Consider the following 26,448-nt stretch of genomic DNA (forward strand, 5'->3'; position numbering starts at 1 on the left):
TAACGGGAGATCAAAAGGGAGTCAGGCCGCAGGGGAGGGCTTGTGCATTAAAATTGGAAGAGGAAAGCACTAAAGTGGATAACTTGCACCGAGATGGTGAGGAATTGGCTCCCCCGACTGGACTTGAACCAGTGACATACGGATTAACAGTCCGCCGTTCTACCGACTGAACTACGGGGGAACATCAGGCAAGGAGGTGCATCATACAGAGGTCGTATTTCAGGGTCAATAGCCATCAGGGAGGGTGAGCGGATACCCAGCTCCTTCAACTCGGGGTACACTGCTCCCTTGCCGTTTTTTGCCGGGAGTCGTCATGAGCAAGTTATTCCAGTTGGCCAGCCAGTTTCAACCCGCCGGGGATCAGCCGAGGGCCATCGCCCAGCTGCTCGATGGCATCGAGTCGGGACTGGCCCACCAGACCCTGCTCGGGGTGACCGGTTCGGGCAAGACCTTTACCATGGCCAACGTCATCGCGACTCTTAATCGTCCCACCATGATCCTGGCCCCCAACAAGACCCTGGCGGCCCAGCTCTATGGGGAGATGAAGGAGTTCTTCCCCGACAACGCGGTGGAGTATTTCGTCTCTTATTACGATTACTACCAGCCCGAAGCCTATGTGCCGACCACGGACACCTTCATCGAGAAGGATGCCTCCATCAACGATCACATCGAGCAGATGCGGCTGTCAGCCACCAAGGCGCTGCTGGAGCGGCGCGACGTGGTGATCGTCGCCTCGGTATCGGCCATCTATGGTCTGGGGGATCCCCAGGCCTACCTCAGCATGATGCTGCACCTCAAAGTGGGGGACGTGATCAATCAGCGGGATATCCTGCGCCGCCTCGCCGAACTGCAGTACACCCGCAACGACATGGCCTTCCAGCGCGGCACCTTCCGGGTGCGGGGGGAGGTGATCGACATCTACCCCGCCGAATCGGACAAGCTGGCCCTGCGGGTGGAGCTGTTTGATGAAGAGGTAGAACGCCTCTCCCTGTTCGATCCCTTGACCGGCGCCATCGAGCAGACGGTGGTGCGTTACACCATCTACCCCAAGACCCACTACGCCACCCCGCGGGAGACCATTCTGGGTGCCATCGAGCACATCAAGGAGGAGCTCAAGGGGCGGCGCGAGCAGCTGATGAACCTCAACAAGCTGGTGGAGGAGCAGCGCATCAGCCAACGCACCCAGTTCGACATGGAGATGATGCAGGAGCTGGGTTACTGCTCCGGTATAGAGAACTACAGCCGCTACCTCTCCGGCCGCGCACCGGGTGAGCCGCCGCCCACCCTGTTTGACTACCTGCCGGGGGACGGCCTGCTCATCATCGACGAATCCCACGTCACGGTGCCGCAGATCGGCGCCATGTTCAAAGGGGACAGATCCCGCAAGGAGACCCTGGTGGAGTACGGCTTCCGCCTTCCCTCGGCGCTGGACAACCGGCCCCTCAAGTTCGACGAGTTCGAGGCGCTGATGCCCCAGACGGTGTTCGTCTCGGCGACCCCCGGCCCCTACGAGCTGGAGAAGTCAGGCGGTGACGTGGTGCAGCAGGTGGTGCGTCCCACCGGCCTGCTCGATCCTGAGGTGGAAGTGCGGCCGGTCAGCACCCAGGTGGACGATCTGCTCTCCGAGATCCGCAAGCGGGTGGCGGTGGAGGAGCGGGTGCTGGTCACGACACTGACCAAGCGGATGGCGGAGGACTTGACCGAATACCTGGCGGATCACGAGGTACGGGTGCGCTATCTGCACTCGGATATTGATACCGTGGAGCGGGTGGAAATCATCCGCGACCTGCGCCTTGGCAAGTTCGACGTCTTGGTGGGCATCAACCTGCTGCGCGAAGGACTCGACATGCCGGAAGTCTCCCTGGTGGCCATTCTGGATGCGGATAAAGAGGGCTTCCTGCGTTCCACCCGCTCCCTCATCCAGACCATCGGCCGGGCAGCGCGCAACCTCAACGGCAAGGTGATCCTTTACGGGGATACCATCACCAACTCCATGAAGGTTGCGATCGAAGAGACCGAGCGGCGCCGCGCCCTGCAACACGCCCACAACCTGGAACACGGCATCGTGCCGAAGGGGCTCAACAAGGCCATCGGCGATGTGATGGACATGGGGGGCAGCCGCACGGCGGGCAAGGCGGGCAAGGGGAGTCGCAAGGCTGCCGAACCGCAAGGGGAGTACCATGCCCGCTCTGCCAGCGAGATCAGCAAGGAGATCAAGCGGATGGAAGAGCAGATGTTCCAGCATGCGCGGGATCTGGAGTTCGAACAGGCGGCGGCGCTGCGGGATCAGATCCAGCGGCTGCGCGGCGAGCTGATCGAGTCATGAGCACCAGACGCTGGCTCATCTGGCGGCGTTTGCGCCGCCTCTATCAAGGCTTTCGCCACCCAGGCACGCCCTGGTGGGCGAAGGGGCTGGTGATCCTTATTCTGCTCTATGGCATCAGCCCGGTGGACGTTGTCCCCGATGTGGTGCCTCTCCTTGGCTGGCTTGACGACGCTACCTTGTTGCTGCTCCTCTTGTGGGGCTGGGAGAAATGCTTGCCCGGCGAGGTGCTGGCCGCTCTGGACAAGGCCGAGTGAGCAGAAGCCTACGTTCAGGGAGAGGGGAAAAGAAGGGGGGACTGAATGACTCCCTTCATGGGATTCGAAAAAGGGGACCATGGGGAGATTGTGAGCCAGGTCTCATTGGCGTAGACTCCACGCCGTTCACTTCATGGGTACCAAAAAATGGATCTGATCCTCTTTGCCATCGACTTTATTCTGCACGTTGACGTGCATCTGAAAGAGCTGTTCGAGAACTATGGCGTCTGGGTATACGCCATCCTGTTTCTCATCATCTTCTGTGAAACCGGGCTGGTGGTGACTCCCTTCCTGCCGGGGGACTCCCTGTTGTTTGCTGCAGGTGCCCTCACCGTGGGCAGCGTGTTGGACGTGCACACCCTAGCCGCCGTGCTGATCATCGCCGCGGTGCTCGGCAACGTGGTGAACTACACCATAGGCCACTTCTTCGGTGAGCAGCTGTTTCGCAACCCCGATTCCAAAATCTTTCGCCGGGACTATCTGGTCAAGACCCATGCCTTCTATGCCAAGCATGGCGGCAAGACCATCATCATCACCCGCTTCCTGCCCATAGTGCGGACCTTCGCCCCCTTCGTGGCGGGCATGGGGGCCATGACCTATCCCCGCTTCCTGGCGTTCAACCTGGTGGGGGGGCTCTTGTGGGTGCTCTCCTTCGTCTATGCCGGCCACTTCTTTGGCAATCTGCCGGTAGTGCGCCACAATTTTACCCTGCTCATCTTCGGCATCATCGCGGTCTCCTTGTTGCCCATGGTGATCGGCATGGTGAAGGCTAGGAGAAGTGCCAGCAAGGCTACCTCCGAAGGCGCGTGACATCGCCGTGCACGACATGAAAGAAGGGAGCCGATGGCTCCCTTCTTGTTGGTTGGCTGAGTGGCAGGTCGCCGCTGCGCCCTTTGACCCGCTTGTGGTCTGTTACGATGATGCACACCCGCAGGCAGCCACTTCATTGGCAGAACAGGGAGAAGGGGAGCCGGCCCCCTGGGCATGGGGTCGTGAGGCGATAAGAGGAGATAAAAAGGGAGCCATGGGCTCCCTTTTATGGTCGATTGAACGACTAGTTGCAGCAGCGCCCTTTTATCAGGTTGCCAGCAGCCACGATGACGAACACCAGCAGGTAGGCGGCAAAGATGACCACGAGCCACTGCGGCATGGAGAAACCGAGGAACTGCCAGCTGATCTCGCTGCAGTCGCCGTCCGGGTAGAACATCCAGGGAACCCATTTATCCAGTGGTGCCCAGGCAGGGAAGTCAACAAACCCTTCGCATACGTTGAAGGGGGAGGGGTTCATCTGGTAATCCACGTGCTTGAGCGCCAGTTTCAGGCCCCAGAAGGCGCTGTAACCCCACAGGAGCATGGCACTCCAGCGCAGGTACCAGCGCTCTGGCGCGACCATGCCGAGGAGCCCGGCGGTGAGCACGCCGAGGAGGGCGATACGTTCATAGATGCACATCACGCAAGGGTGCAAACCCAGCACGTGCTGGAAGAAGAGGGCGCAGAGTTCCAGCGCGAAAGCGGAGGCTGCCAGCAATCCCCAGGCCAGGCGATGACTGGCAATGCGGCGAAGATACTCGATCATCTGATTGATCTCTCAGAGAAAAATAGTGGCTGAATTAGAGCAGAGCCCCATCTGAAAAGAAAGGGGCCGAACAGCCCCTTTCATGATCAGTGTGTGGACGGGGTGGGCAGTGGCAGTGCCCCATGATCCAGCAACCACCCTGCCTGATAGAACCATTCGGTTGCAGGACCGAGGAGCAGTTCCACGGAGAAAAAGCCGACAAGCCCCAGCACCAGGGTATAGGGCAGCGCCATCCAGACCATGCGGCCATAAGAGAGGCGCAGCAGGGGAGCGAGGGCCGAGGTGAGCATGAACAGGAATGCGGCCTGGCCATTGGGGGTGGCGACCGATGGCAGGTTGGTGCCGGTATTGATGGCCACGGCCAGCAGATCAAAATGCTCCCGGCTGATGGCGCCGTTGATCAGGGCGGTCTTCACCTCGTTGATGTAGACGGTGCCGACGAAGACGTTGTCACTGACCATGGAGAGCAGACCGTTTGCCAGGTAGAAGAGGGCAAGCTGATCCTCCGGCTTGGCCGCCAGTACCCACTGGATCACCGGCTTGAACAGCTGTTGATCGATGATGACGGCGACCACGCTGAAAAAGACGGTGAGCAGGGCGGTGAACGGCAAAGCCTCCTGGAATGCCTTGCCAAGCGCGTGTTCTTCGGTCACGCCGGTGAACGCCGTCGCGAGCACGATGACCGTCAGGCCGATTAGCCCAACAGCAGCCAGATGGAGGGCAAGACCCGTGATAAGCCAGGTGGCAATCAGCGCCTGGACGATCAGCTTGGCCTTGTCCTGCGGGGTACGTTGTGCGTCTTCGTCGCGCTCGTAGGATTCCATGATGTGACGCACGGGCTCGGGCAAGCGGGCGCCATAACCGAACCAGCGGAATTTTTCGACCAGGATGCAGGTCAGCAGGCCGCAAATGAAGACCGGAATGGTGACTGGCGCCATGCGAATGGCAAATTCACCGAAGTGCCACCCCGCCTGTTCACCGATGATGAGGTTCTGGGGTTCGCCGACCAGGGTGCAGACGCCCCCCAGGGCGGTACCGATGGCGGCGTGCATCATCAGGCTGCGCAGGAAGGCACGAAATTCGTTCAGATGCTGGCGGGAGAGCTCGTCAATCTCTTCGTCATCATGATGCAGATTGCCGGACTCATCCCGAGAGGCCACCTTGTGGTAGATGGCGTAGAAGCCGGTTGCGACGCTGATGACCACGGCGATCACGGTCAGGGCATCAAGGAACGCGGAGAGGAACGCAGACACCAGACAGAAGGCGAGAGAAAGCAACGTCTTGGAGTGAATGCGCACCAGCATCTTGGTAAAGACGTACAGTAGCAACTGCTTCATGAAGTAGATGCCGGCCACCATGAAGACCAGCAGCAGGAGTACTTCGATATTGGCCACCAGCTCATGCTTTATCTGGTTGGCGGAGGTCATGCCGATGAGCACGGCTTCGATGGCCAGGAGTCCGCCCGGTTGCAGCGGATAGCACTTGAGGGCCATGGCCAGGGTGAAAATAAACTCGACAACCAGCAGCCAGCCGGCCAGGAAGGGATCAACGTAGAAAATGATCGGGTTGATCAGCAGGAATAGAACGATGGCAATTTTGTACCATCGCGGAGCATTGCCCAAAAAGTTCTTTGTAAACGCGCGCCCTAGGCTGATTGGCATAATGATGGTTCTCTGTTCTGTTGTTGATATCTGCGTCTATGCAGTCGAGCCCGACCCGAGCCGAACATCCGGATATTCACCTGTATCAGATTGATTGCACATGATTTTAATCAAGGGAGCGATAACTATAAATAAGCTCGCTGAACTTGCCCAGCGAGCAAACGCTTATATTCCCATCATTTGGTGTTGGTTGACTCCCCACTTGTTGGCGCATACATATTTTTAACAAAAAGATCGGGGTAATGTGAGCAGAGGACCGACCTTCTGCTTGCCAGCATGACCGGCTTTGCTATTATTCGGGGGCCTTTTTACGCACTACAACAGAGTCATTACATGGTCATTAAAGCGCAAAGCCCTGCCGGGTTTGCCGAGGAATACATCATCGAGTCCATCTGGAACAATCGCTTTCCTCCTGGATCCATTCTGCCGGCGGAGCGCGAGCTGTCCGAATTGATCGGCGTGACTCGCACTACCTTGCGTGAAGTGTTGCAGCGCCTTGCCCGTGATGGCTGGCTCACCATCCAGCATGGCAAACCGACCAAGGTCAACAATTTCTGGGAAACCTCCGGTCTCAACATCCTGGAGACCCTGGCGCGTCTCGATCAGGACAAGGTGCCTGATCTGGTGGCACAGCTGCTCTCCGCCCGGACCAACATCTGCACCATCTTCATCCGTGGCGCCATTCGTAACAACCCGGAACAGGCCGCCGAGATACTGCGTGGTGCCGATGATGTGGAGAACACGGCCGAGGCCTATGCGGACTTCGACTACCGTTTGCATCACCAGCTTTCATTTGCCTCGGGCAACCCCATCTATGCCTTGATTCTCAACGGTTTCAAGGGCTTGTACAGCCGGGTTGGCCGCTACTACTTCTCGGACAAACAGGCGCGGGAAACCGCAGATGCCTACTACAAGACGCTGCGCAAGCTGGCCGAAACCAAGGATCACGAAGCCGTGTTCATGACGGTACGCCAGTACGGCATCGAGTCTGGCAAGCTTTGGACCCGTCTGCGTCAGGACATGCCAAGCAACCTGTGTGACAATTGATTGCCCTGATCCAAGAAAAACGCGCCTGATGGCGCGTTTTTTTATGCCCGGCACTGACGTCAGGTCATGCTCTTACGGTCCGGACAACGGCCGATGATATCTGCGGATAGCTCGCCATTGTCCTGCTCCAGCACCACATCGAAGCCCCACAGCTGATGCAGATGCTTGAGCACCTCGTGGCGTGACTCGCCAAGGGGGATGCGGTTGTGGGGAACATAGCGCAGGGTCAGGGAGCGATCGCCTTTCACTGCCACGTTGTAGACCTGAATGTTGGGCTCCAGGTTGCTCAGGTTGTATTGAGCGGACAGGGTGCTACGCACCAGCCGGTAGCCCTCTTCATTGTGAATGGCGGACACCTTGAGGTAGTTCTTCAGATCGTCATCATCGATGGCAAAGAGCTTCATGTCGCGCATCACCTTGGGACTGAGGAACTGGCTGATGAAGCTTTCGTCCTTGAAGTTCTGCATGGCGAAATGCAATGTCTCGACCCAGTTGGTGCCAGCGTAATCGGGGAACCAGTATCTGTCCTCCTCGGTCGGGTGTTCGCAGATGCGACGCAGGTCCGTGAACATGGCAAAGCCAAGGGCGTAGGGGTTGATCCCCGAGTAATACCGGCTGTTGTAGGGGGGCTGATAGACCACGTTGGTGTGGCTGTGCAGCACCTCCAGCATGAAGCGATCGCTGATTTTTCCCTCGTCATAGAGGTGGTTGAGAATGGTGTAGTGCCAGAAGGTGGCCCAGCCCTCGTTCATCACCTGCGTCTGCTTCTGCGGGTAGAAGTACTGACTGATCTTGCGCACGATACGTACCACCTCGCGCTGCCAGGGCTCGAGCAGGGGGGCATTCTTTTCGATGAAATAGAGGATGTTCTCCTGAGGCTCGGCAGGATAGCGCCTGTCTTCCACCCCGGCAATCTTGTGCTGCTTGGGCAGGGTACGCCACAGCTCATTGACCTGGGTTTGCAGATAATCTTCCCGCGCCTTCTGGCGTCGCTTCTCCTCGGCCAGAGAGATCTTCTGGGGCCGCTTGTAACGATCCACCCCGAAGTTCATCAGGGCATGGCAGGAGTCGAGCAGTTTCTCCACCGCATCAATGCCGTGTTTTTCCTCGCATTCGGTGATGTAGTTCTTGGCAAACAACAGGTAGTCGATGATGGAGGAGGCATCGGTCCAGGCCTTGAACAGATAGTTGTTCTTGAAGAAGGAGTTGTGACCATAGCAGGCGTGGGCCATGACCAGCGCCTGCATCGGCATGGTGTTCTCTTCCATCAGATAGGCGATGCAGGGGTCCGAGTTGATGACGATCTCGTAGGCGAGTCCCATCTGGCCGCGCTTGTAGTTGCGTTCGGTGTGGATAAAGCGCTTGCCGAATGACCAGTGTTGATAACCGATGGGCATGCCCACGCTGGAGTAGGCATCCATCATCTGCTCTGCAGTGATCACCTCGATCTGGTTGGGATAGGTGTCGAGCCGATAGAATTTGGCGACCCGGGCTATCTCCTGGTGATAAAGCTCCAGCAGATCGAAGTTCCAGTCAGGACCATCGTCCAGCGGCGCTATCTTTCTTGCGGTTTCTACCATATGTGATCCCTCAAGCCGCTTGCTTCTTGAACAATTCCCGGAACACCGGATAAATGTCCTCGACCTTGCGAATGTGCTCCATGGCGAAGTGGGCGTATTGCTCTGCCACCGCCTCATATTCGTGCCACAGGGTCTGGTGGGCGCGGGTAGTGATCTCGATGTAGGAGTAGTAGCGCACCCTTGGCATGATGTCGCGCATCAGGATCTCCCTGCACTGGGGTGAGTCATCGGCCCAGTTGTCACCATCAGAGGCCTGCGCCGCATAGATGTTCCACTGGTTGGCAGGATAACGTTCGTTGATGATGTCGTTCATCATCTTGAGCGCACTGGAGACGATGGTGCCGCCGGTCTCCTGGGAGTAGAAGAACTCGTGCTCGTCCACCTCCTTGGCCTGGGTGTGGTGGCGGATGTAGACCACCTCGACATTCTTGTAAGTCCGGCTCAGGAATAGATAAAGCAGGATATAGAAACGCTTGGCCATCTCCTTGGTAGCCTGATCCATGGAACCGGAGACGTCCATCAGGCAGAACATCACCGCCTGGCTCGAGGGGACGGGCCGTTTGACAAAGTTGTTGAATTTGAGGTCGAAGGTGTCGATAAAGGGGACCGCATCGATCCGCCGTTTCAGCTCCCTGATCTCTTTTTCAAGTTGCGCCATTTCGGCGAAATGGTCGTTGGGCTCGCAGGCCAGCTGGGCCAGGCGCTCCTCCAGTTCACGCAACTGACGTTTCTTGCCTGCCTGCAGCGCCATGCGCCGCGCCAGCGAATTTTGCAGGGAGCGCACCACGTTGATGTTGGCAGGCACCCCGTTGGAGGTGTAGCCGGCCCGGTAGGTCTTCATCTCCATCAGCTGGTTGAGCTGGGTCTTTTGCAGCCGCGGCAGTTCCAGATCCTCGAACAACAAGTCCAGATACTCGTCTTTGGAGATCTGGAAGACGAAATCATCGACGCCCTCTCCTTGATCCGAGGCCTGGCCCTCGCCACTCCCCTGGCCGCCGCCACCCCCTTTGGGCCGGTCAATCTTGTCACCGGAGACAAACTGGTCGTTGCCCGGATGCACCATCTCCCGTTTGCCGCCATGACCCTGATGAAAATGGGGTTCCCCGATGTCCTTGGTCGGGATGCTGATGCTCTCGCCCTTGTCCACGTCCTGAATGCTGCGCTTGGAGACAGCATCCGAGACCGCTTGTTTTATCTGCTTCTTGTAGCGGCGGATGAAGCGCTGCCGATTGACAGCGCTTTTGTTTTTGCCGTTGAGCCTGCGGTCGATAAAATGCGCCATAACTCCCCCTTGAACACGGCAGGGTCAGGATGACTTGCGTACCCTGAGATACCACTCGGAGAGCAGTCGCACCTGTTTGCGGGTGTAGCCTTTCTCCATCATCCGTTCGACAAAGTTATCGTGCTTCTTCTGCTCCTCGGCCGAGGTTTTGCTGTTGAAGGAGATAACCGGCAGCAGCTCTTCCGTGTTGGAGAACATCTTCTTCTCGATCACGGTGCGCAGCTTCTCGTAACTGGTCCAGTTGGGGTTACGGCCTGCATTGTTGGCCCGGGCACGCAGCACGAAGTTGACGATTTCGTTACGGAAATCTTTCGGGTTGCTGATCCCGGCAGGTTTTTCAATTTTCTCCAGCTCGCTGTTGAGAGATGCTCTGTCAAACAGCTGGCCGGTTTCGGGGTCACGATACTCCTGATCCTGGATCCAGAAGTCGGCGTAGGTGACGTAGCGATCGAAGATGTTCTGACCGTACTCTGAATACGACTCGAGGTAGGCGGTCTGGATCTCCTTGCCGATGAACTCGACGTAGCGCGGAGTCAGGTAACCCTTGATGAACTCCAGATAGCGATCGTGCAGCTCTTGCGGGAACTGCTCGCGCTCTATCTGCTGCTCCAGCACATAGAAGAGGTGCACCGGGTTGGCTGCCACTTCCGCGTGGTCGAAGTTGAAGACGCGGGAGAGGATCTTGAACGCGAATCGGGTGGAGAGGCCGTTCATGCCCTCGTCGACACCGGCATAGTCGCGATACTCCTGGTAGCTCTTCGCCTTGGGATCCGTGTCCTTGAGACTCTCGCCGTCATAGACCCGCATCTTGGAATAGAGGCTGGAGTTTTCCGGCTCTTTGAGTCGCGACAGCACCGAGAACTGGCCCAGCAGCTCCAGAGTACCCGGTGCGCATTTGGCCTCGGTCAGCTCGCTGTTGAACAGCAGTTTTTCGTAGATCTTCACCTCTTCCGACACCCGCAGGCAGTAGGGCACCTTGACGATGTAAACCCGGTCGAGGAAGGCTTCGTTGTTCTTGTTGTTGCGGAACTGCTGCCACTCGGATTCGTTGGAGTGGGCCAGCAGGATGCCGTCGAAAGGGAGGGCGGAGAGCCCCTCGGTACCGTTGTAGTTCCCCTCTTGTGTCGCTGTCAGCAGCGGGTGCAGCACCTTGATGGGCGCCTTGAACATCTCGACGAACTCCATCATCCCCTGGTTTGCCTTGCACAGCGCACCGGAGTAGGAGTAGGCATCGGCATCATCCTGGGCGAAATGTTCCAGCATGCGGATATCGACCTTGCCGACCAGGGAGGAGATGTCCTGGTTGTTGTCGTCCCCCGGTTCGGTCTTGGCGATGGCGATCTGATCGAGGATGGAGGGGTTTACCTTCTCCACCTTGAACTTGGTGATGTCGCCGCCAAACTCGTGAAGGCGCTTGGCGACCCAGGGAGACATGATGGGGCGCAGATAACGGCGAGGGATGCCGTACTCCTTCTCGAGGATTTCGCCATCTTCGTCGATGTCAAACAGGCAGAAGGGGTGATCGTTCACCGGTGAGCCCTTGATGCGATAGATGGGCACTTTTTGCATCAGGGATTTGAGTTTCTCTGCCAGCGAGGATTTACCGCCGCCAACCGGTCCGAGCAGATAGAGGATCTGTTTCTTCTCTTCCAGGCCCTGAGCGGAATGTTTGAGATAGGAGACAATCTGTTCGATGGCCTCTTCCATGCCATAGAAGTCTTTGAAAGCGGGATAACGCGCGACGACGCGGTTGGAAAAGAGACGGCTGAGACGTGGATTGGTCGAGGTGTCGATCATTTCCGGCTCGCCGATGGCGGTCAGCAGACGTTCGGCGGCAGAGGCGTAGCAGGATTTGTCCTGTTTGCACATATCCAGAAACTCCTGGATGCTGTACTCCTCCTCTCTGGCCTTCTCATACCGCTGTTGATAGTGCTCGAAGATGCCCATAACTTAGCCCTCGTTATAGTCGCTTGCCCTGAAAAAGAGTGGATCACTACTTTTGTTCTGTTTACCTCTTAAGCCTAGTCAACAGCCCCCAGTAATCCATCGCCATCATTGGTTTAAGTTTGTGCGGGAGCTTCCCGATCCTCATGCGGGAAGAAGCAGTAAGTGACATACCTATGTTACTGACTGTTAAATTATTTTTGCCACGACAGTGATGCAAATGTCAAAGACATAAAAAATAAATCTTTGTGTGCCAGAGGGAGAAAATGGTGACGCTCTGTTTTGTCAGGGGGCGGTGCCAGCAAGGGCAAGGGCGGCAGGGAATAGAGGGTGAAAAAACATGTCGCTTACGTCAACGTAATGCTATTTGTTTGGTGTTTTTGCTCTAATTTTTACATTGACGCTACATTCTGACTGCTCTAGATTGGCCCTGTGTCGAGCAGTCATCGCTTTAGCAAGAGAGTGGGTGATTGTGCAGATACTAAGCTCTGTTTAAGCACGTTTCCGTTGGCTTGACCCTCGCATCCGCGAGGGTCTTATTTTTTCAGCGCCTGAACGGCGCCAAACCTGCAAGCTCAGGATTCGGCGGGATAGAGGGCTGACACCGCCGCCAGCACCTCGGCGAAGGGATGGTTCGCCAACTGGCCAAAACCGGCCAGATCCCTGGCCTTGAGACGGGTGGTCAGCGGGGTGGCGATGCCACACAGGAAACGGGTCAGGATCCTGGGATGGCGCTGATGGCAGAGGGCGATCAGCGGGTCGCACCAGGTGCGCAGACCGTGCTCGTTGGGCAAGCCCGGTGATGGTAACGGCGGCAACACGGCGATCTCTCCCCGGCAGACGGAACAGTGCCCGCACCGCTCGGGGGCCGCGTCGTCGGCAAAATAGCGGGCAAGCTCATGGCTGAGGCAGGTGGTCGAGGTGAAAAAGGCCAGCAGCGCCTGAAGGCGGGCCAGTTCGCTCTGCTCTTTCTTTTCAAACAATCCATGCAGCTCTTCGGCCAGGGTCGCGGTATCGATTTGCTGGCTCAGCACCCGATAGACCTCGGTCATCTGCTTGCTTTCAAGCTCGATCCAACCCTGCTGCTGCAGGTAGTCCAGCGCCGCCGCGGCGCGCTGGCGTTCTCCCTGATATCCCTGCCACAGCGCTTCGAAGTCCATGGTGCACCAGGTGCGCGCCTGGGGGGCGCAGGCAAAGACCTGCTCCAGGAACTGGCGGCGTTCGGAATTGAAACGAGCGAGGATCGCCTGTTTTTCCAGTACGAACCTGAAACGGTACTCGGCAAAGTAGCTGTAGGCCGGTGCAATGACCCCCGCCATCTCCAGATAGACCAGCAGGGTCTTGAGGGGCAGTTGGCGAATGTTGGTCTCGTTGGAGAGGCGCAGCAGGCTGAATTCCCACTCGGCGCCGCTCTGGCGCACGATATCGAGTAAGTGCGCGATGGCGTCCCTGTCCGGTGTATCCCCATAGACGAAGTTTTCCAGTACCGGCAACTGGGCGCGGCTCGCCAGCACGGTGCAGCGGGAGGGAAGCCCGTCACGTCCGGCGCGGCCTATCTCCTGGCTGTAGTTCTCGATGGACTTGGGCAGGTCGTAGTGAATGACCCGGCGAATGTCGGCCTTGTCGATGCCCATGCCAAAGGCGATGGTGGCCACGATGCAGTCGAGTCTGCCAGCCATGAAGTCGCGCTGGATCTGGCTGCGCAGGGCGGGATCGAGCCCCGCATGGTAGGCGCATGCCCGGATGCCGCTGGCCTGTAGCTGCGCGGCGCACTGTTCTGCGCTGTGTTGCAGAGTCACGTAGACGATGGTGGGGGCGACCGGATCCCGGTGCAGCTCCTCGCGCAGCCAGGTATCGCGGGCACTGCCGGCCAGCGGGAGGACGGCCAGCTCCAGATTGGGTCTGTAGAAACCGGTGACCACCAGATCGTCCCGGTCGATGGCAAATTTTGCCTGCATGTCCGCCATGACGGCCGGGGTGGCGGTGGCGGTCAGCAACAGCACCTGGGGAATGGCCAGTTCACGGCGATGATCCGGCAGCTTAAGGTAGTCGGGGCGAAAGTTGTGGCCCCACTCCGAGATGCAGTGGGCCTCGTCCACTACCAGCAGTGACAGGGGGATGTGGGCGATGAAGCGGCGAAAGCGCTCATTTTTGAGGCGCTCCACCGAGATCATCAGGATCTTGAGCTGGCCATCGCTGGCCTGCTGCATCACGCGCCGGCTCTCTTCCGCTGTCTGGCTGGAATCCAGAGTGGCGGCGGCGATCCCCTTGCTGCGCAAAAAGGCGAGCTGATCGTGCATCAGGGCCAGCAGGGGAGAGATGACCAGGGTCAGGTGGGGCAGTGCGAGGGCGGGCAATTGATAACAGAGGGATTTCCCCGCGCCAGTCGGGAAGATGGCTGCGGCGCTCTTGCCGGCCAGCAGACGACTGATCACTGCTTCCTGCCCGGGCCGCAAGCGATCAAAGCCGAAGTGTCGGGTCAATAAAGAGGTGATCATGGCAAGGCTCCCTGAAAAAGGGCGTCATCATATCACTTCTGGCCCAGTGGTGGCCGATGATCGGGCTGGTTTGGTGACATTTTGACCGTGGTTGATATTGTGTTATCACATTGTTGTAGATTTTTTGTGAGGTAACCCTGATATTTTTCAGTGATTATGTGGAAAAAAACCATGGCAGATGGGATATTCCTGTCCGCAACCCCACGCGAACGGGACAGATCCACCAGAAGAGCTGCCCACGGCGTCACCGTCAACGGACCGGTGCCAATGCGCGGGGCTGGTTGCCAACAGGACTAATGATTCACGCACCATGAGTGCACAGGGACTACTTGATGACACAACAACACCCCCTCATTCGACTGGTCAACAGCACCAGTCTGGTTAGCCAGATCCTGGTCGGTCTGGTATTCGGTATCCTTCTTGCGATGTTCATGCCCGAGTGGGCCAAGGCGGCGGGTCTGCTCGGCAGCCTGTTCGTCGGCGCCCTGAAGGCCGTGGCGCCGCTGCTGGTCTTCGTGCTGGTGATGTCGGCGATCATCGGCCACAAGCAGGGCCAGAAGACCAACATGAAGCCGATCCTGCTGCTCTATGTGCTGGGTACCTTCCTGGCGGCTGCCGTGGCAGTGGTGGCGAGCTTCCTCTTCCCCTCCAACCTGCATCTGGTGGCAGGCGCTACCGAGATCACGCCGCCGGGGGGCATCACGGAAGTGTTGCAGACCCTGCTGTTCAACGTGGTGACCAACCCGGTGAAAGCACTGCTGGAAGCCAACTATATCGGCATCCTGGCCTGGGCCATCGGCCTTGGTATCGCCATGCGTCACGCCAATGAGAGCACCAAATCACTGATTTCCGATGTGTCTCACGGGGTTTCCGCCATCGTCAAGGCCGTGATCCGTTGCGCTCCGCTCGGCATCCTGGGTCTGGTTGCCTCCACCCTGGCTGAAACCGGCTTCGATGCGCTGTTTGGCTATGCCCAGCTGCTGGTGGTACTGATCGGCTGCATGCTGTTCATCGCCTTCGTGGTCAATCCGCTCATCGTCTTCTGGAAGATCAAGCGCAACCCCTATCCCCTGGTGCTGACCTGCCTGAAAGAGAGCGGTGTGACCGCCTTCTTCACCCGCAGCTCCGCCGCCAACATTCCGGTCAACATAGCTCTGGCCGAGAGGCTGCGCCTGCCGGAAGACACCTATGCGGTCTCCATCCCGCTGGGGGCCACCATCAACATGGCCGGCGCCGCCATCACCATTACCGTGCTCTCCATGGCGGCGGTGCATACCCTGGGGATGGAAGTGGACATGGCGACCGCCATTCTGCTCTCCGTCGTCGCCACCATCAGTGCCTGTGGCGCTTCCGGTGTGGCGGGCGGCTCCCTGCTGCTGATCCCGCTGGCGTGCAGCCTGTTCGGTATCAGCAACGACATCGCCATGCAGGTGGTGGCCGTTGGCTTCATCATCGGGGTGTTGCAGGATTCCGCCGAAACGGCCCTCAACAGCTCCACCGACGTGCTGTTCACTGCGGCGGCCTGCATGGCCGAGGATGAGAGCCTGCTGGATGCCGCCCCGGTCCCCAGCCGCGAAGCCTGATCCCCTCAGACGTTCCGCTCTGCACAGGCGCCCTCTTCGGAGGGCGCTTTTTATTTGCGCGCGCGTCAGGCGCCCTGCACCTTCTCGCCGTGTCATGGCACTGACAGTGCTCGGATCCCCCTGTGTGATTTCCCGGGAGGGGCCCGTTGGCCGCCTTACGTGTTCTCGCCACCGCCAACAAGCCATTCCCTGTACCCGCGTGCCCGGCACTGCATTAGGCAGGGCATATCGGGCTGTTTGTGCTGTCAGCATGGCGGCCTGTGGCATCCCCTCTGGTGACCGAAGGGGTCATCTGCTCTTCGGACGCTGTACGGGAAGCCCGGTCAAGGCCCTCTCGGCGGTTTGCCTGCGCCCTGTGGCCGGTACTTTCCCTGAGTGCCTCGAAGAAAGGCTCCATTGGGTGGGGGTGTCGGCTCTCTGGGCTAAACCCCGAAGAGCGGGCGTTCCTGGCAAGGACAAGGGCTCTGGTGTTCTGCCTGGCAAGGCCGATGGCGTGCGGCAGATGACGGGATAACGCAGCACGCCTTGGTCGTGTGCCATGGGGAAAGGAATATGAGCGGCAAGCTGTCACCAAGGGGAAAGAGAGTGGGTGAAAGGGCTGTCTCTGATCTGAGGACTCTGATCATCTGAGCTCAGTGCCTGATGATCATAACGAACACAGCCCGGCAGAGAAGATCTGCCGGGCTGTGGGAGGCGTCGGGCCAGATGCTGGTCCGACGGTATCGCAGGAAGGCTTAGCCGACCAGTTGATAGAGGATGGCGGAGATGGCGATGAGGCCCATGGTCGCCACGAAGATGTTGCTGATCTGGCCCTGGTATTTCGCCATGGCCGGAACGCGCTTGATGGCGTACATGGGCATGAGGAACAGGATGGTGGCGATGATGGGGCCACCCAGGGATTCGATCATCCCGAGGATGGAGGGGTTGATCACGGCCACGCCCCACAGGGTCAGGATGAAGAAGGCGATGATGAACAGCTCCACCTTCTTGTGGTTCGGTGCCTTGCCGGAGTTGCGCATGTTCTGGACGATCATCCCTTTCAGACCTTCACGGGCACCCAGATAGTGGCCGAAGAAGGAGGAGACGATGGCCACGAAGGCAACCAGCGGACCGAAGTAGGAGATGATGGGGCTCGCATGCTGGTTGGCCAGGTAGGAGAGCACGGCGATGTTCTGGGACTTGGCTTCTGCCAGCTGGGCCGGCGTCAGGCTCATCACGCAGGAGAAGACGAAGAACATCACGAAGCCCAGCAGAATGATGGCGGTGCGTTTGAGGATGGCGTCGGACTTGGCGACGGCATGCTCACCGTGATCACGGCGCTGAGCCAGGGCGAAGCTGGAGATGGCCGGGCTGTGGTTGAAGGAGAAGACCAGCACCGGGATGGTCAGCCACAGGGTGGTGGCGAAATCCTTGGTGCTCGGCATTTCATTCAGGGCCGCACCGGTCCAGTCCGGGATCAGGTACAGGGAGATGCCCGCCAGAATGGCGATGAGCGGATAGACCAGGAACTCGGTCACTTTCAGCATCAGCTTCTCGCCAGCCAGCATCACGGACATCATGGCCATGATGAGCACGATGGAGAGGATCCAGCGCGGGGGCGGCGTCATCTGCAACTGGTTTACGAGGAAGCTTTCCACCGTGTTGGTGATGCCCACGCCGTAGATCAGCACGATGGGGTAGATGGCGAAGAAATAGAGCAGGGTGATCAATTTACCGGCACCCACGCCGAAGTGCTCTTCCACCACCTGGGTGATGTCGGCATTGGGCTGCTTGGAGGAAAGCACGAAGCGCGCCAGACCACGGTGGGCCAGGTAGGTCATGGGGCCGACCAGCAGCGCCATCACCACCAGCGGCCAGAAGCCACCCATGCCAGCGTTGATGGGCAGGAACAGGATGCCTGCACCGACGGCGGTACCGAACAGGCTGATCACCCAGGTGGTGTCTTGTTTACTCCAACCGCGAGATTGGACCGAGCTGATTCCTTGCTCCTGTGCGGCTGCAACATCCTGTGCGCCAGTGACAGTATTGGACATGTGTCTCACCCCGAATGTGTGGTTTTAATTAGTCGGCGCAAGAATACTTTCTTTTTAATCAAAAATGTTGATCAAATTCACCTTTGTGCGGCTGAAACCCGTACTTTCTTGTAGAAATGTGATCAAAAGAATAAAAAATCAAAATTTATTTATCAAATGCAGTGTTATTTGAATGTTAACTGGATAATTTCCCACCTTATCATGTTGTCGAAATGTTATTTCGAGATGTGCTGGGCAAGCTGGCGTATCATGCTGGCAGTGGCTCCCCAGATGAAAGATTGCTCCCAAGGGATCCAATAGATGGTGTGACGTCCGTCCGCCCTTGGCAGGCTCAGGGCTATGTGCTGCCCCGGATCCAGCACGTGGGCGAGGGGGACTTCGAAGGCCTGGGCCACCTCGTCCTGGCTCAGGGTCAGCCCGTAGCCTGGGTCGAGCATGGCGAGGACCGGCAGCACATCGTAGCGCGAGACGGTATTGAGAGGGGTGAGGCTGCCGATGATCCGGATCTGGGAGGGGGGAATGCCAAGCTCCTCCTCGGTTTCCCTGAGCGCGGTGTGAATGAGGTCCCGGTCTTCCGGGTCCTGACGCCCGCCGGGAAAGCTGATCTGCCCCGGGTGGTGGCGCAGGGCGGCGCTGCGGCGCGTCAGCAGCAGGTGCAGGCCCTCGGGGCGCTCCACCAGGGGGATCAACACGGCGGCAGGTTTGAGCCCGGCCAGTGCCAGGCGATGGGCGGGGGCGGGGCGCTGCAGCAAAAAGCGGGTCAGCAGCTCGGCACTCGTCATCTCCATGGGTCTCCTTGTGTCGGCCCCGCAGGGCCGGATGGGATCAAAGGGCATCGAGCAGTGGCAGGATGCGGGCCACCTTGTCGTAGGTTTCCTGATATTCGGCGTCGGGATCGGAGTCGGCGATGATGCCGCCCCCCGCCCAGCAGTGCAGCTGACCGGCTTCGGCGATCAGGGTACGGATGCAGATGCTGGTATCCATCCTTCCGTGCTGACTCAGATAACCGATGCTGCCGCAGTAGGCATTGCGCCGCACCGGCTCCAGCTCCTCGATGATCTCCATCGCCCGGATCTTGGGAGCCCCTGTGATGGAGCCGCCGGGGAAGCAGGCCCGCAGCAGATCCACTTCTTGCCAGCGCGCATCCAGCTCTCCGTGAATGGTAGAGACCAGGTGATGCACCGCCGGGAAGGATTCCACGGCAAAGAGATGCGGCACAGTGACCGATCCCGGCCGGCTCACCCGGCCGATGTCGTTGCGCAGCAGATCGACGATCATCAGGTTCTCCGATCTGTCCTTGTCGGCGTTGGCGAGTGACTCGGCCACCCTGGCATCCTGGGCGGGATCCGGGTGGCGAGGCCGGGTGCCCTTGATGGGCTTGGTCTCGATATGGCGCTTGTCGAGCAGCAGGAAACGCTCCGGGGAGAGGCTCAGAATGGCGCTTTGCGGCAGGCGGACAAAGGCGGAGAACGGCGCCTTGTTGGCGGCGCTCAGGGCGAGATAGGCGGACCATTCATCCCCCTGATAAGGGGCGCTGAAGCGCTGGGTCAGGTTGATCTGGTAACAATCCCCCGCCGCCAGATAGGCCTGGATACGGGCAAACTTGTCTCCGTATTCGGCCCGCGTCATGTTGCTCTGCCAGGGGCCGGTCAGGCGAAGGGGGAGGGGGGGTCGTTCGCGCTGCGCCATCAGCCAGTCGAGCCTGCGGGCGAGGCCGGCTTCATCACCCCAGTGGGCCAGTTGCCAGTGTCCCGTCGCGACATTTCGCAGCAGCGCCCAGTCGTAGATCCCGACCGCCATGTCGGGCACCTGGATGTCCTGTTGCGCCACTGCGGGCAGACGCTCGAATCGTCGGCCCAGATCGTAGCCAAAGAGTCCCAGGGCTCCCCCGATGAACGGCAATCCCGAGTCATCCTCAACGCGCTCCCCAAGCAGGGCTTGCTGGGTCTTGGCGAGCAGGGCGAGGGGATCGCCGTCATGATGGTGCTGGTGGTTATCCTGGGTGAGGCAGGTGCTGGTACCCCGGGTTTCCAGGGTGGCAAGCGGATCGGCGCTGATGATGTCAAAACCGTTGTCAGCCCCCAGGGGGCCGGCGGATTCCAGCAGGATGGCCCAGGGTTGGTGTTGCAGGCAGGCAAACCAGGTGTGGAGCGAGGCCTGCGGGTCGAAATGGTGGATATGCAGTCTTGGTTTCATTTTTTGTTACATAGGCAACAGTTTGCGCCCGGCTCCCTAGCCGGTTCGGGTGGTCAAGCGTATCATGGCCGCCGGCATTTTTAAGAAAAACACCGTTATAAAAACACGCCGCAGTCTGCCGGCTCCAGGTGCATTTGCCACCTGCCGAAGGCCCGGCTCATATGGAAGCCCTTGCTCGCGCAAGCGATAACAAGGACCAGTGAGGATGATATGAGCATCATTAGAAAACAGGACTTTATCGATTCCATTGCTGACGCCCTGCAGTACATCTCCTTCTACCACCCCCTCGATTTCGTGCAGGCCGCCAAGGCCGCCTATGACCGCGAGATCAACCCGGCCGCCAAAGATGCCCTGGCCCAGATTCTGATCAACTCCCGCATGTCTGCCGAAGGTCATCGCCCGCTCTGTCAGGACACCGGTATCGTCACCTGCTTCGTCAAGATCGGCATGCAGGTACAGTGGGACAGCGACATGACGGTCCAGGAGATGGTGGATGAGGGCACCCGCCGCGCCTATACCAATCCGGACAACCCGCTGCGCGCCTCCGTGCTGGCGGATCCGGCCGGCAGCCGCAAGAACACCAAAGACAATGCCCCCGCTGTCGTGCACATCGACATGATCCCGGGCAACAAGGTGGAAGTGAGTATCGCGGCCAAGGGCGGCGGCTCCGAAAACAAATCGAAGATGGTGATGCTCAATCCCTCCGACGACATCGTGGAGTGGGTGCTCAAGACGGTGCCGACCATGGGGGCTGGCTGGTGCCCGCCCGGCATGCTCGGCATCGGCATCGGCGGCACCGCCGAGAAGGCGGCGGTGCTCGCCAAGGAAGCTCTGATGGAGCACATAGACATCCAGGAGCTGATTGCCCGTGGTCCCGAGACCACCGAAGAGAAGCTGAGGGTCGAGCTCTATGACAAGGTCAACAAGCTCGGGATCGGTGCCCAGGGGCTGGGCGGCCTGACCACGGTGCTGGATGTGAAGGTGAAATCCGCACCGACCCACGCCGCCTCCAAGCCCGTGGTGATGATCCCCAACTGCGCCGCCACCCGTCACGTGCATTTCGAACTCGATGGCTCCGGCCCGGCGGAGCTGACACCCCCCAGGCTGGAAGACTGGCCGGAGATCACCCGTGAGTCCGGTGGCAATGTGCGCCGGGTCAACGTGGATGGCATCACCAAGGCAGAGCTTGCCAGCTGGAAGAGCGGTGATACCGTGCTGCTCTCCGGCAAGATCCTGACCGGCCGCGACGCCGCCCACAAGCGCATCGCCGACATGCTGAAAAAAGGTGAAGGACTGCCGGAAGGGGTCGATTTCACCAACCGCTTCATCTATTACGTGGGCCCGGTCGATGCGGTGCGTGACGAGGTGGTCGGCCCGGCTGGCCCCACCACGTCCACCCGGATGGACAAATTCACCGACATGATGCTGGGAGAAACCGGCCTTATCGGCATGATCGGCAAGTCCGAGCGCGGCCCCAAGACGGTCGAGAGCATCAAGCAGCACCAGGCTGTCTACCTGATGGCGGTGGGCGGCGCCGCCTATCTGGTAGCGAAAGCCATCAAGAAGGCGCGCGTGGTGGCCTTTGCCGATCTGGGGATGGAGGCCATCTACGAGTTCGAGGTGGAAGACATGCCGGTCACCGTGGCGGTCGACTCCCAGGGCAACAACATCCACGAGACCGGCCCGGCCTACTGGTCCGCCAAAATTGCCGAGCTGGAGACCAAGCTGGCTTGATCAATCGGACTTCGATGCAAACGGAGGGCGATTAGCCCCCGTACAGCAGCATGTTGAAAGGCGACCCTCGGGTCGCCTTTTTTTGCGGGCCCCATTTGACGGTCTGGGCCTGAGCAAATTTACTGCTGCTGTGCTGCTGTGCTGCTGTGCTGCTGTGCTGCTGTGCTGCTGTGCTGCTGTGCTGCTGTGCTGCTGTGCTGCTTTGTCTTTGTCGCCATGGCATCCCGGGTCGGAAGCCTGGATAACCCGGTGGGCAATGCCGGCGCATTGGCTGTCACGCCGAAGGGGCGATCAGTGGTTCAGGTAGATATCCTGGCCGCCGTAGCTCAGTGCCCCACCCAGAGGGGTTGCGGGCTCGAAGAAGCGGGTCAGGACACCGGCACGCTGGCCCAGGGTGCTCAATGTGCTCCGGTCCAGGGCGACCTGTTCGGGCAGCCAGGTCAGCACGGCGGCGCAGTGACCATTGATCAGGCTCTGCTCCAGCAGGCGCTGCCAATTCTTGATCTTGGGGGCGTGCACGACAAGCACCCTGGCAGGATTGATCCCTCTGGCCTGCAATTGCGCGGCGGCGGGCAGACCGGGCGGGGCGACGAGCAGGATCCAGCCACTGTCAGACTGACTCAGTTGCCCCAGGGCATCCAGCAGCGGCGCTTCCTGATGGAGAGGGCCGCGCCGCTGCTCTTGTCCCATCTTGCTCTGATGACGAGTGGGCCAGGTGGTGATCAGACCGGCAGAGGAGGAGGGGGGGCAAAGATTCAGGGGCTGGCTCATATGTCGTTCCTGTATGAATAACCATGCTGTATGCGCATACAGTAGTTCTGTTCGCAAGGAGTGACAAGTCATTTGTGGCTAAAAGTGTGAGCCGATTAACAGGAGATGACTTTAACTACATGATTAAAAAGGATATTTATATCTTCCTTATACAGGGTGTTTTTTAACCTGTAGACAAACTTCGGGTCGGCGCTCATGGTTATACAGTCCTGTATAGGGAGAGGAGGGAGCGAGATGGACGTTAGTACCTTGCAACGACTGGATGCGAACATTCTGCTCGGGATCATCAACGAGAAGCTGCGGCTGGAGTGTGATGGTCTGGAAGAGCTGCTGGCTTACTACGACATGACAGAAGATCAGCTGGCTACCCGTCTGCAACAGATCGGGTATCACTACGACCCTATGAGCAATCAGTTCAAGGCACATGGTTAATTGAAATCAAAGGGTGCTCCGATTGGGGCATCCTTTTTATTACCTGACGAGGGGGTGTGAATTGAAAGCGCTTTCAATTTCTCCCTAGTCGGCGGTTATTTTCACGTATTTTCAGTCACAGGCAATCATTGAAAACCTATTCATGAAACTATCTTTTTTGTTTTCTTATATCACTATGATTTAAAACGAAATTTATATTTCATTCAGGCTGGCTCAAGGAAAGGGTTTTCATGGTGAAACTGTCATTTTTATGCGTTAAAGTGTGACTCACGTTAACTTTTAAACCCTTGGCTTTAGCTAGTATGCCCCCGCCGGAGCATATTCTGAGATAACAACAGCGCCGGTCCACCCGATGGGATGACATTTTTTATTTGTAACGAAGGAAAATGGTTTATGGCTACCAAGAAGAAGACAGACCAGGATCTCCAACTGGATAAAGATCAGCTCAAGGCGAGTATCGTGCGTCACCTGCGTTCTACCTTGGGTACAAGCGAACAGAAAGCCTCTCCGGATGCCTGGTGGAAAGCGACCGCTGCCGCCGTCAATGAACAGGTGTACGAGCGCCTGACCCGTACTCAGCAGGCTCACTTCAAGAAAGATACTCGTGCGATTCACTATCTCTCTGCTGAATTTTTGATGGGGCGTTTGACCTCCAACAACCTGCACAACCTCTCCCTCTACAAAGTCTGTGAAGAGGCGCTGGGTGAACTTGGTCTGGAACTGACCGATCTGTGTGAACAAGAGCCTGACATGGCCCTTGGCAACGGCGGCCTGGGTCGTCTGGCTGCCTGCTTCATCGATTCCCTGGCCACTCTGAACTACCCGGCGGTGGGCTATGGCATCCACTACGAGCACGGCCTGTTCCGTCAGGAAATTCAGGATGGCCGTCAGATCGAGCGTCCGGACTCCTGGCGCGAATATGGCAACCCCTGGGAGATCTGCCGCCCGGAATCGGTGCAGGAGATCCCGCTCTACGGCTACGTGGAGACCGTCTTTGGTGACAAGGGTGGCCTGAAGAAGGTGTGGCACGCCGGTCGCAAGATCAAAGGGGTGCCCTGGGACATTCCGGTGGTCGGCTTCGGTGGTCACACCGTCAACATCCTGCGTCTGTGGGAATCCCGCGCCTCCGAGTTCTTCGACTGGGACGTGTTCAACGCCGGTGGTTATATCGACTCCCAGGCCGAGAAGGCCCAGGCCGAGACCATCTCCAAGGTGCTCTACCCGAACGATGAGACCGACGCCGGCAAGGAGCTGCGCCTGATCCAGCAGTACTTCTTCTGCGCCTGCTCCATCAAGGACATCATGCGTCGCTACAAGCGGGTGCATGGCAGTGACTTCAGCAACTTTGCCGCGCAAATCGCCATCCAGCTCAACGATACCCACCCCACCGTGGCCATCCCCGAGCTGATGCGCGTGCTGGTGGACGAAGAGGGGCTGAACTGGGATACCGCCTGGGGCATCTGCTATCAGGTCTTCTCCTACACCAACCACACCCTGCTGCCGGAAGCGCTGGAGAAGTGGTCCGTCAGCCTGTTCGAGAAGGTACTGCCCCGTCACCTCGAGATCATTTATGAAATCAACGCCCGCTTCCTGAACGAGCTGGTGGAGCCCAAGTGGCCGGGCAACGATGCCATCAAGGCCAAGCTCTCCATCATCGAAGAGGGTGACGTGCGCAAGGTGCGTATGGGCAACCTGTGCGTCATCGGCTCCTCCAAGGTGAACGGCGTGGCCGAGATCCACTCCAAGCTGGTGAAGGAAGATCTCTTCCCCGAGTATGCCGAGCTGTGGCCCGAGAAGATGTGCAACGTCACCAATGGTGTGACTCCCCGTCGCTGGCTGCTGGCCTGCAACCCGGAACTGGCCGAACTCTACAACGAGGTGGTGGGCAAGGAGTGGCCGCTGCAACTGGACAAGCTGCGCAGCGTGGTGAAGTTTGCCGACGACAAGGCGTTCCAGCAGCAGTTCATGACCATCAAGCGCCACAACAAGGAGAAGCTGGTCAAGGTCATCAAGGCGGAAACCGGCATCGACGTGAGCGCGGAGGCGATCTTCGACGTCCAGATCAAGCGTCTGCACGAGTACAAGCGCCAGCAGCTGAACCTCATCCACATCATGGCGCTCTACCGTCGCCTGCTGGCGAACCCGGACTATGACATGCATCCGCGGGTGTTCATCTTCGGCTCCAAGGCGGCGCCCGGCTACAAGCTGGCCAAGGACATCATCTACGCCATCAACAAGCTGGCGGAGCGGGTCAACAACGACGCCCGTATCCAGGGCAAGCTGAAAGTGGTGTTCATGCCGAACTACCGCGTGAGCCTTGCCGAGAAGCTGATCCCGGCGGCGGATGTCTCCGAGCAGATCTCCACCGCAGGTTACGAAGCATCCGGTACCGGCAACATGAAGATGGCGCTGAACGGTGCCATCACCATCGGGACGCTGGATGGAGCCAACATCGAGATCGCCGAAGAGGCGGGTGCCGAAAACTGCGCCATCTTCGGTCTGAATGTGGACGAGGTGAAGTCCCTGAAGGCGCGCGGCTACAACCCGTATGACTTCTACTACGCCAACTCCGAACTGAAAGCCGTGCTGGACTGGTTTGATACCGACTACTTCACGCCGGGTCGCCCGGGGGAACTCTCCTCTATCAAGCGTTCCCTGCTGGAAGGGGGAGACCCTTACCTGACCCTGGCGGATTTCGAGTCCTACTCCGAGGCGCACAAGCTGATCGACGCCTGGTACCGGGATCCGGCCCTGTGGGCGAAGAAGGCCATCATCAACTCGGCCACCATGGGCAAGTTCAACTCCGACCGCTCCATCCAGGATTACGTAGACCGGATCTGGAAACTGACGAGCTGCAGCGTCGGCTGATGTCTGCTCCAGTGAAAAACCCCGCGATGCGGGGTTTTTTTTCATCTGTCGGGTTGAGAGAGGCTCAGGGCCTGTCGACCACCCGGGTGTCCGCCGGCACCCGTTTCTTGCCGGTGATCATCGCCCTGACGAGATCGCCCCGTACCAGGCGATCCAGGGCGATGACGGCCAGTACATGGACGAAGATGGTCACCTGCAGCCCCTTGGCAAAGAACTCGTGGATCTCTTCCATGCGATGGGTGCCGGAGAGCGGCCCGTATTCGGTCATGATCCCGCTGGCGGCGGTGCCGACAAGGCAGGTCAACAGCAGCAGTATCATCAAGGACCCCAAAGGATTGTGACCGGCATAGTAGGGGTGGCGCCCCTTGATCGTCTCCTTGAGATAGGTGATGACGCCGGTCGGTGTCGGCAGCCACTGGGCGAAGCGGGCATGATAGGAGCCGATGAATCCCCATACGATGCGCAGTGCCAGCAGTCCGGCCAGCGCATATCCCGCATAGCGGTGGTTGCGCGCCCCCTCTTCAAGGATGAAGAGATTCAGCACGCACAACAGCACAGTGGCCCAGTGAAATCCCCTGACCACCGGATCCCATACCATGATTTCACGGTTGTTCTGCATCGTCTTTCCCATGAGGTGATCCCCTTGTCGTGATGTCCATGATC

19 protein-coding genes and 1 tRNA gene are annotated in these 26,448 nt (G+C 58.8%); 8 read left to right on the plus strand and 12 right to left on the minus strand.

Annotated features, from left to right (window positions below; genetic code table 11):
- Positions 1-105: 105 nt before the first annotated feature.
- Positions 106-181 (minus strand) — tRNA-Asn (locus tag AB5Y64_RS03265).
- 132 nt (positions 182-313) lie between these two features.
- On the opposite strand from AB5Y64_RS03265, the gene uvrB reads away from it, so the two are divergent.
- From uvrB to AB5Y64_RS03280, 3 genes are all read left to right on the plus strand, one after another.
- Positions 314-2,326, plus strand: coding sequence for an excinuclease ABC subunit UvrB (gene uvrB / locus AB5Y64_RS03270; protein ID WP_052814371.1), 2,013 nt, complete (start codon positions 314-316; stop codon positions 2,324-2,326).
- Positions 2,323-2,580: a DUF1232 domain-containing protein gene (locus AB5Y64_RS03275; RefSeq protein ID WP_041215068.1), complete on the plus strand. Its 258-nt coding sequence runs from the start codon at positions 2,323-2,325 to the stop codon at positions 2,578-2,580. The genes uvrB and AB5Y64_RS03275 overlap by 4 nt, the downstream gene beginning before the upstream one ends.
- Positions 2,581-2,727: 147 nt before the next feature.
- Positions 2,728-3,390 (plus strand): DedA family protein, encoded by a 663-nt coding sequence (locus tag AB5Y64_RS03280; protein ID WP_010674909.1) that lies wholly within the window; start codon positions 2,728-2,730, stop codon positions 3,388-3,390.
- 244 nt (positions 3,391-3,634) lie between these two features.
- On the opposite strand, the gene dsbB is transcribed toward AB5Y64_RS03280, so the two are convergent.
- Both dsbB and nhaB read right to left on the minus strand, forming a co-directional pair.
- Positions 3,635-4,156 carry a disulfide bond formation protein DsbB gene (dsbB, locus tag AB5Y64_RS03285; RefSeq protein WP_010674908.1) on the minus strand — a complete coding sequence of 174 codons (522 nt, stop codon included), beginning with the start codon at positions 4,154-4,156 and terminating at the stop codon, positions 3,635-3,637.
- Positions 4,157-4,242: 86 nt separating this feature from the next.
- A complete protein-coding gene (gene nhaB / locus AB5Y64_RS03290; RefSeq protein WP_010674907.1) occupies positions 4,243-5,817 on the minus strand; it encodes a Na(+)/H(+) antiporter NhaB in 1,575 nt (524 codons plus the stop codon).
- 333 nt (positions 5,818-6,150) lie between these two features.
- Here nhaB and fadR point away from each other — a divergent pair, with 333 nt between their 5' ends.
- Complete coding sequence (gene fadR, locus AB5Y64_RS03295) at positions 6,151-6,864, plus strand: fatty acid metabolism transcriptional regulator FadR (protein WP_010674906.1); 714 nt, start codon at positions 6,151-6,153, stop codon at positions 6,862-6,864.
- A 59-nt stretch (positions 6,865-6,923) separates the two neighbouring features.
- On the opposite strand, the gene AB5Y64_RS03300 is transcribed toward fadR, so the two are convergent.
- The 4 genes from AB5Y64_RS03300 to AB5Y64_RS03315 form a co-directional block, all read right to left on the minus strand.
- A complete protein-coding gene (locus tag AB5Y64_RS03300) occupies positions 6,924-8,444 on the minus strand; it encodes a SpoVR family protein (RefSeq protein ID WP_039040868.1) in 1,521 nt (506 codons plus the stop codon).
- 10 nt (positions 8,445-8,454) lie between these two features.
- Positions 8,455-9,726, minus strand: a complete 1,272-nt coding sequence (locus AB5Y64_RS03305; RefSeq protein ID WP_010674904.1) for a YeaH/YhbH family protein — start codon at positions 9,724-9,726, stop codon at positions 8,455-8,457.
- Positions 9,727-9,750: 24 nt separating this feature from the next.
- The gene (locus AB5Y64_RS03310; protein WP_010674903.1) at positions 9,751-11,673 is read right to left on the minus strand and encodes a PrkA family serine protein kinase; all 1,923 of its coding nucleotides are present in this window, start codon (positions 11,671-11,673) and stop codon (positions 9,751-9,753) included.
- A gap of 572 nt (positions 11,674-12,245) precedes the next feature.
- A complete protein-coding gene (locus AB5Y64_RS03315) occupies positions 12,246-14,168 on the minus strand; it encodes an ATP-dependent DNA helicase RecQ (RefSeq protein ID WP_161469929.1) in 1,923 nt (640 codons plus the stop codon).
- A gap of 332 nt (positions 14,169-14,500) precedes the next feature.
- On the opposite strand from AB5Y64_RS03315, the gene sstT reads away from it, so the two are divergent.
- Positions 14,501-15,751, plus strand: a complete 1,251-nt coding sequence (gene sstT, locus AB5Y64_RS03320) for a serine/threonine transporter SstT (RefSeq protein WP_161469930.1) — start codon at positions 14,501-14,503, stop codon at positions 15,749-15,751.
- A gap of 734 nt (positions 15,752-16,485) precedes the next feature.
- Here sstT and AB5Y64_RS03325 read toward each other — a convergent pair.
- From AB5Y64_RS03325 to pabB, 3 genes are all read right to left on the minus strand, one after another.
- Positions 16,486-17,784 (minus strand): serine/threonine transporter, encoded by a 1,299-nt coding sequence (locus tag AB5Y64_RS03325; RefSeq protein WP_161469931.1) that lies wholly within the window; start codon positions 17,782-17,784, stop codon positions 16,486-16,488.
- 215 nt (positions 17,785-17,999) lie between these two features.
- Positions 18,000-18,566 carry a CoA pyrophosphatase gene (locus AB5Y64_RS03330; protein WP_161469939.1) on the minus strand — a complete coding sequence of 189 codons (567 nt, stop codon included), beginning with the start codon at positions 18,564-18,566 and terminating at the stop codon, positions 18,000-18,002.
- A 43-nt stretch (positions 18,567-18,609) separates the two neighbouring features.
- Positions 18,610-19,980, minus strand: coding sequence for an aminodeoxychorismate synthase component I (gene pabB / locus AB5Y64_RS03335; RefSeq protein ID WP_161469932.1), 1,371 nt, complete (start codon positions 19,978-19,980; stop codon positions 18,610-18,612).
- Between the two features lie 210 nt (positions 19,981-20,190).
- On the opposite strand from pabB, the gene AB5Y64_RS03340 reads away from it, so the two are divergent.
- Positions 20,191-21,714: a fumarate hydratase gene (locus tag AB5Y64_RS03340; protein ID WP_010674897.1), complete on the plus strand. Its 1,524-nt coding sequence runs from the start codon at positions 20,191-20,193 to the stop codon at positions 21,712-21,714.
- A 291-nt stretch (positions 21,715-22,005) separates the two neighbouring features.
- Here AB5Y64_RS03340 and AB5Y64_RS03345 read toward each other — a convergent pair whose 3' ends face one another.
- Positions 22,006-22,485, minus strand: coding sequence for a cell division inhibitor (locus tag AB5Y64_RS03345; RefSeq protein ID WP_010674896.1), 480 nt, complete (start codon positions 22,483-22,485; stop codon positions 22,006-22,008).
- A 234-nt stretch (positions 22,486-22,719) separates the two neighbouring features.
- On the opposite strand from AB5Y64_RS03345, the gene AB5Y64_RS03350 reads away from it, so the two are divergent.
- Together AB5Y64_RS03350 and AB5Y64_RS03355 are read left to right on the plus strand one after the other, a co-directional pair.
- Positions 22,720-22,917, plus strand: a complete 198-nt coding sequence (locus AB5Y64_RS03350) for a DUF4250 domain-containing protein (RefSeq protein ID WP_005323525.1) — start codon at positions 22,720-22,722, stop codon at positions 22,915-22,917.
- Positions 22,918-23,310: 393 nt separating this feature from the next.
- Positions 23,311-25,785: a glycogen/starch/alpha-glucan phosphorylase gene (locus AB5Y64_RS03355; RefSeq protein ID WP_043155186.1), complete on the plus strand. Its 2,475-nt coding sequence runs from the start codon at positions 23,311-23,313 to the stop codon at positions 25,783-25,785.
- Positions 25,786-25,849: 64 nt separating this feature from the next.
- Here AB5Y64_RS03355 and AB5Y64_RS03360 read toward each other — a convergent pair whose 3' ends face one another.
- Entirely contained in the window at positions 25,850-26,416 is a 567-nt protein-coding gene (locus AB5Y64_RS03360) for a cytochrome b/b6 domain-containing protein (RefSeq protein WP_081844077.1), read from the minus strand.
- Between the last annotated feature and the right edge of the window lie 32 nt (positions 26,417-26,448).

This window comes from Aeromonas sp. R5-1 (genome assembly GCF_040908265.1).
In the GTDB taxonomy this organism is placed as follows: domain Bacteria; phylum Pseudomonadota; class Gammaproteobacteria; order Enterobacterales; family Aeromonadaceae; genus Aeromonas; species Aeromonas caviae.

Coding starts and splice junctions, on each gene's coding strand:
- uvrB (WP_052814371.1), top strand. CDS start 314: ATGAGCAAGTTATTCCAGTTGGCCAGCCAGTTTCAACCCGCCGGGGAT.
- AB5Y64_RS03275 (WP_041215068.1), top strand. CDS start 2,323: ATGAGCACCAGACGCTGGCTCATCTGGCGGCGTTTGCGCCGCCTCTAT.
- AB5Y64_RS03280 (WP_010674909.1), top strand. CDS start 2,728: ATGGATCTGATCCTCTTTGCCATCGACTTTATTCTGCACGTTGACGTG.
- dsbB (WP_010674908.1), bottom strand. CDS start 4,156: ATGATCGAGTATCTTCGCCGCATTGCCAGTCATCGCCTGGCCTGGGGA.
- nhaB (WP_010674907.1), bottom strand. CDS start 5,817: ATGCCAATCAGCCTAGGGCGCGCGTTTACAAAGAACTTTTTGGGCAAT.
- fadR (WP_010674906.1), top strand. CDS start 6,151: ATGGTCATTAAAGCGCAAAGCCCTGCCGGGTTTGCCGAGGAATACATC.
- AB5Y64_RS03300 (WP_039040868.1), bottom strand. CDS start 8,444: ATGGTAGAAACCGCAAGAAAGATAGCGCCGCTGGACGATGGTCCTGAC.
- AB5Y64_RS03305 (WP_010674904.1), bottom strand. CDS start 9,726: ATGGCGCATTTTATCGACCGCAGGCTCAACGGCAAAAACAAAAGCGCT.
- AB5Y64_RS03310 (WP_010674903.1), bottom strand. CDS start 11,673: ATGGGCATCTTCGAGCACTATCAACAGCGGTATGAGAAGGCCAGAGAG.
- AB5Y64_RS03315 (WP_161469929.1), bottom strand. CDS start 14,168: ATGATCACCTCTTTATTGACCCGACACTTCGGCTTTGATCGCTTGCGG.
- sstT (WP_161469930.1), top strand. CDS start 14,501: ATGACACAACAACACCCCCTCATTCGACTGGTCAACAGCACCAGTCTG.
- AB5Y64_RS03325 (WP_161469931.1), bottom strand. CDS start 17,784: ATGTCCAATACTGTCACTGGCGCACAGGATGTTGCAGCCGCACAGGAG.
- AB5Y64_RS03330 (WP_161469939.1), bottom strand. CDS start 18,566: ATGACGAGTGCCGAGCTGCTGACCCGCTTTTTGCTGCAGCGCCCCGCC.
- pabB (WP_161469932.1), bottom strand. CDS start 19,980: ATGAAACCAAGACTGCATATCCACCATTTCGACCCGCAGGCCTCGCTC.
- AB5Y64_RS03340 (WP_010674897.1), top strand. CDS start 20,191: ATGAGCATCATTAGAAAACAGGACTTTATCGATTCCATTGCTGACGCC.
- AB5Y64_RS03345 (WP_010674896.1), bottom strand. CDS start 22,485: ATGAGCCAGCCCCTGAATCTTTGCCCCCCCTCCTCCTCTGCCGGTCTG.
- AB5Y64_RS03350 (WP_005323525.1), top strand. CDS start 22,720: ATGGACGTTAGTACCTTGCAACGACTGGATGCGAACATTCTGCTCGGG.
- AB5Y64_RS03355 (WP_043155186.1), top strand. CDS start 23,311: ATGGCTACCAAGAAGAAGACAGACCAGGATCTCCAACTGGATAAAGAT.
- AB5Y64_RS03360 (WP_081844077.1), bottom strand. CDS start 26,416: ATGGGAAAGACGATGCAGAACAACCGTGAAATCATGGTATGGGATCCG.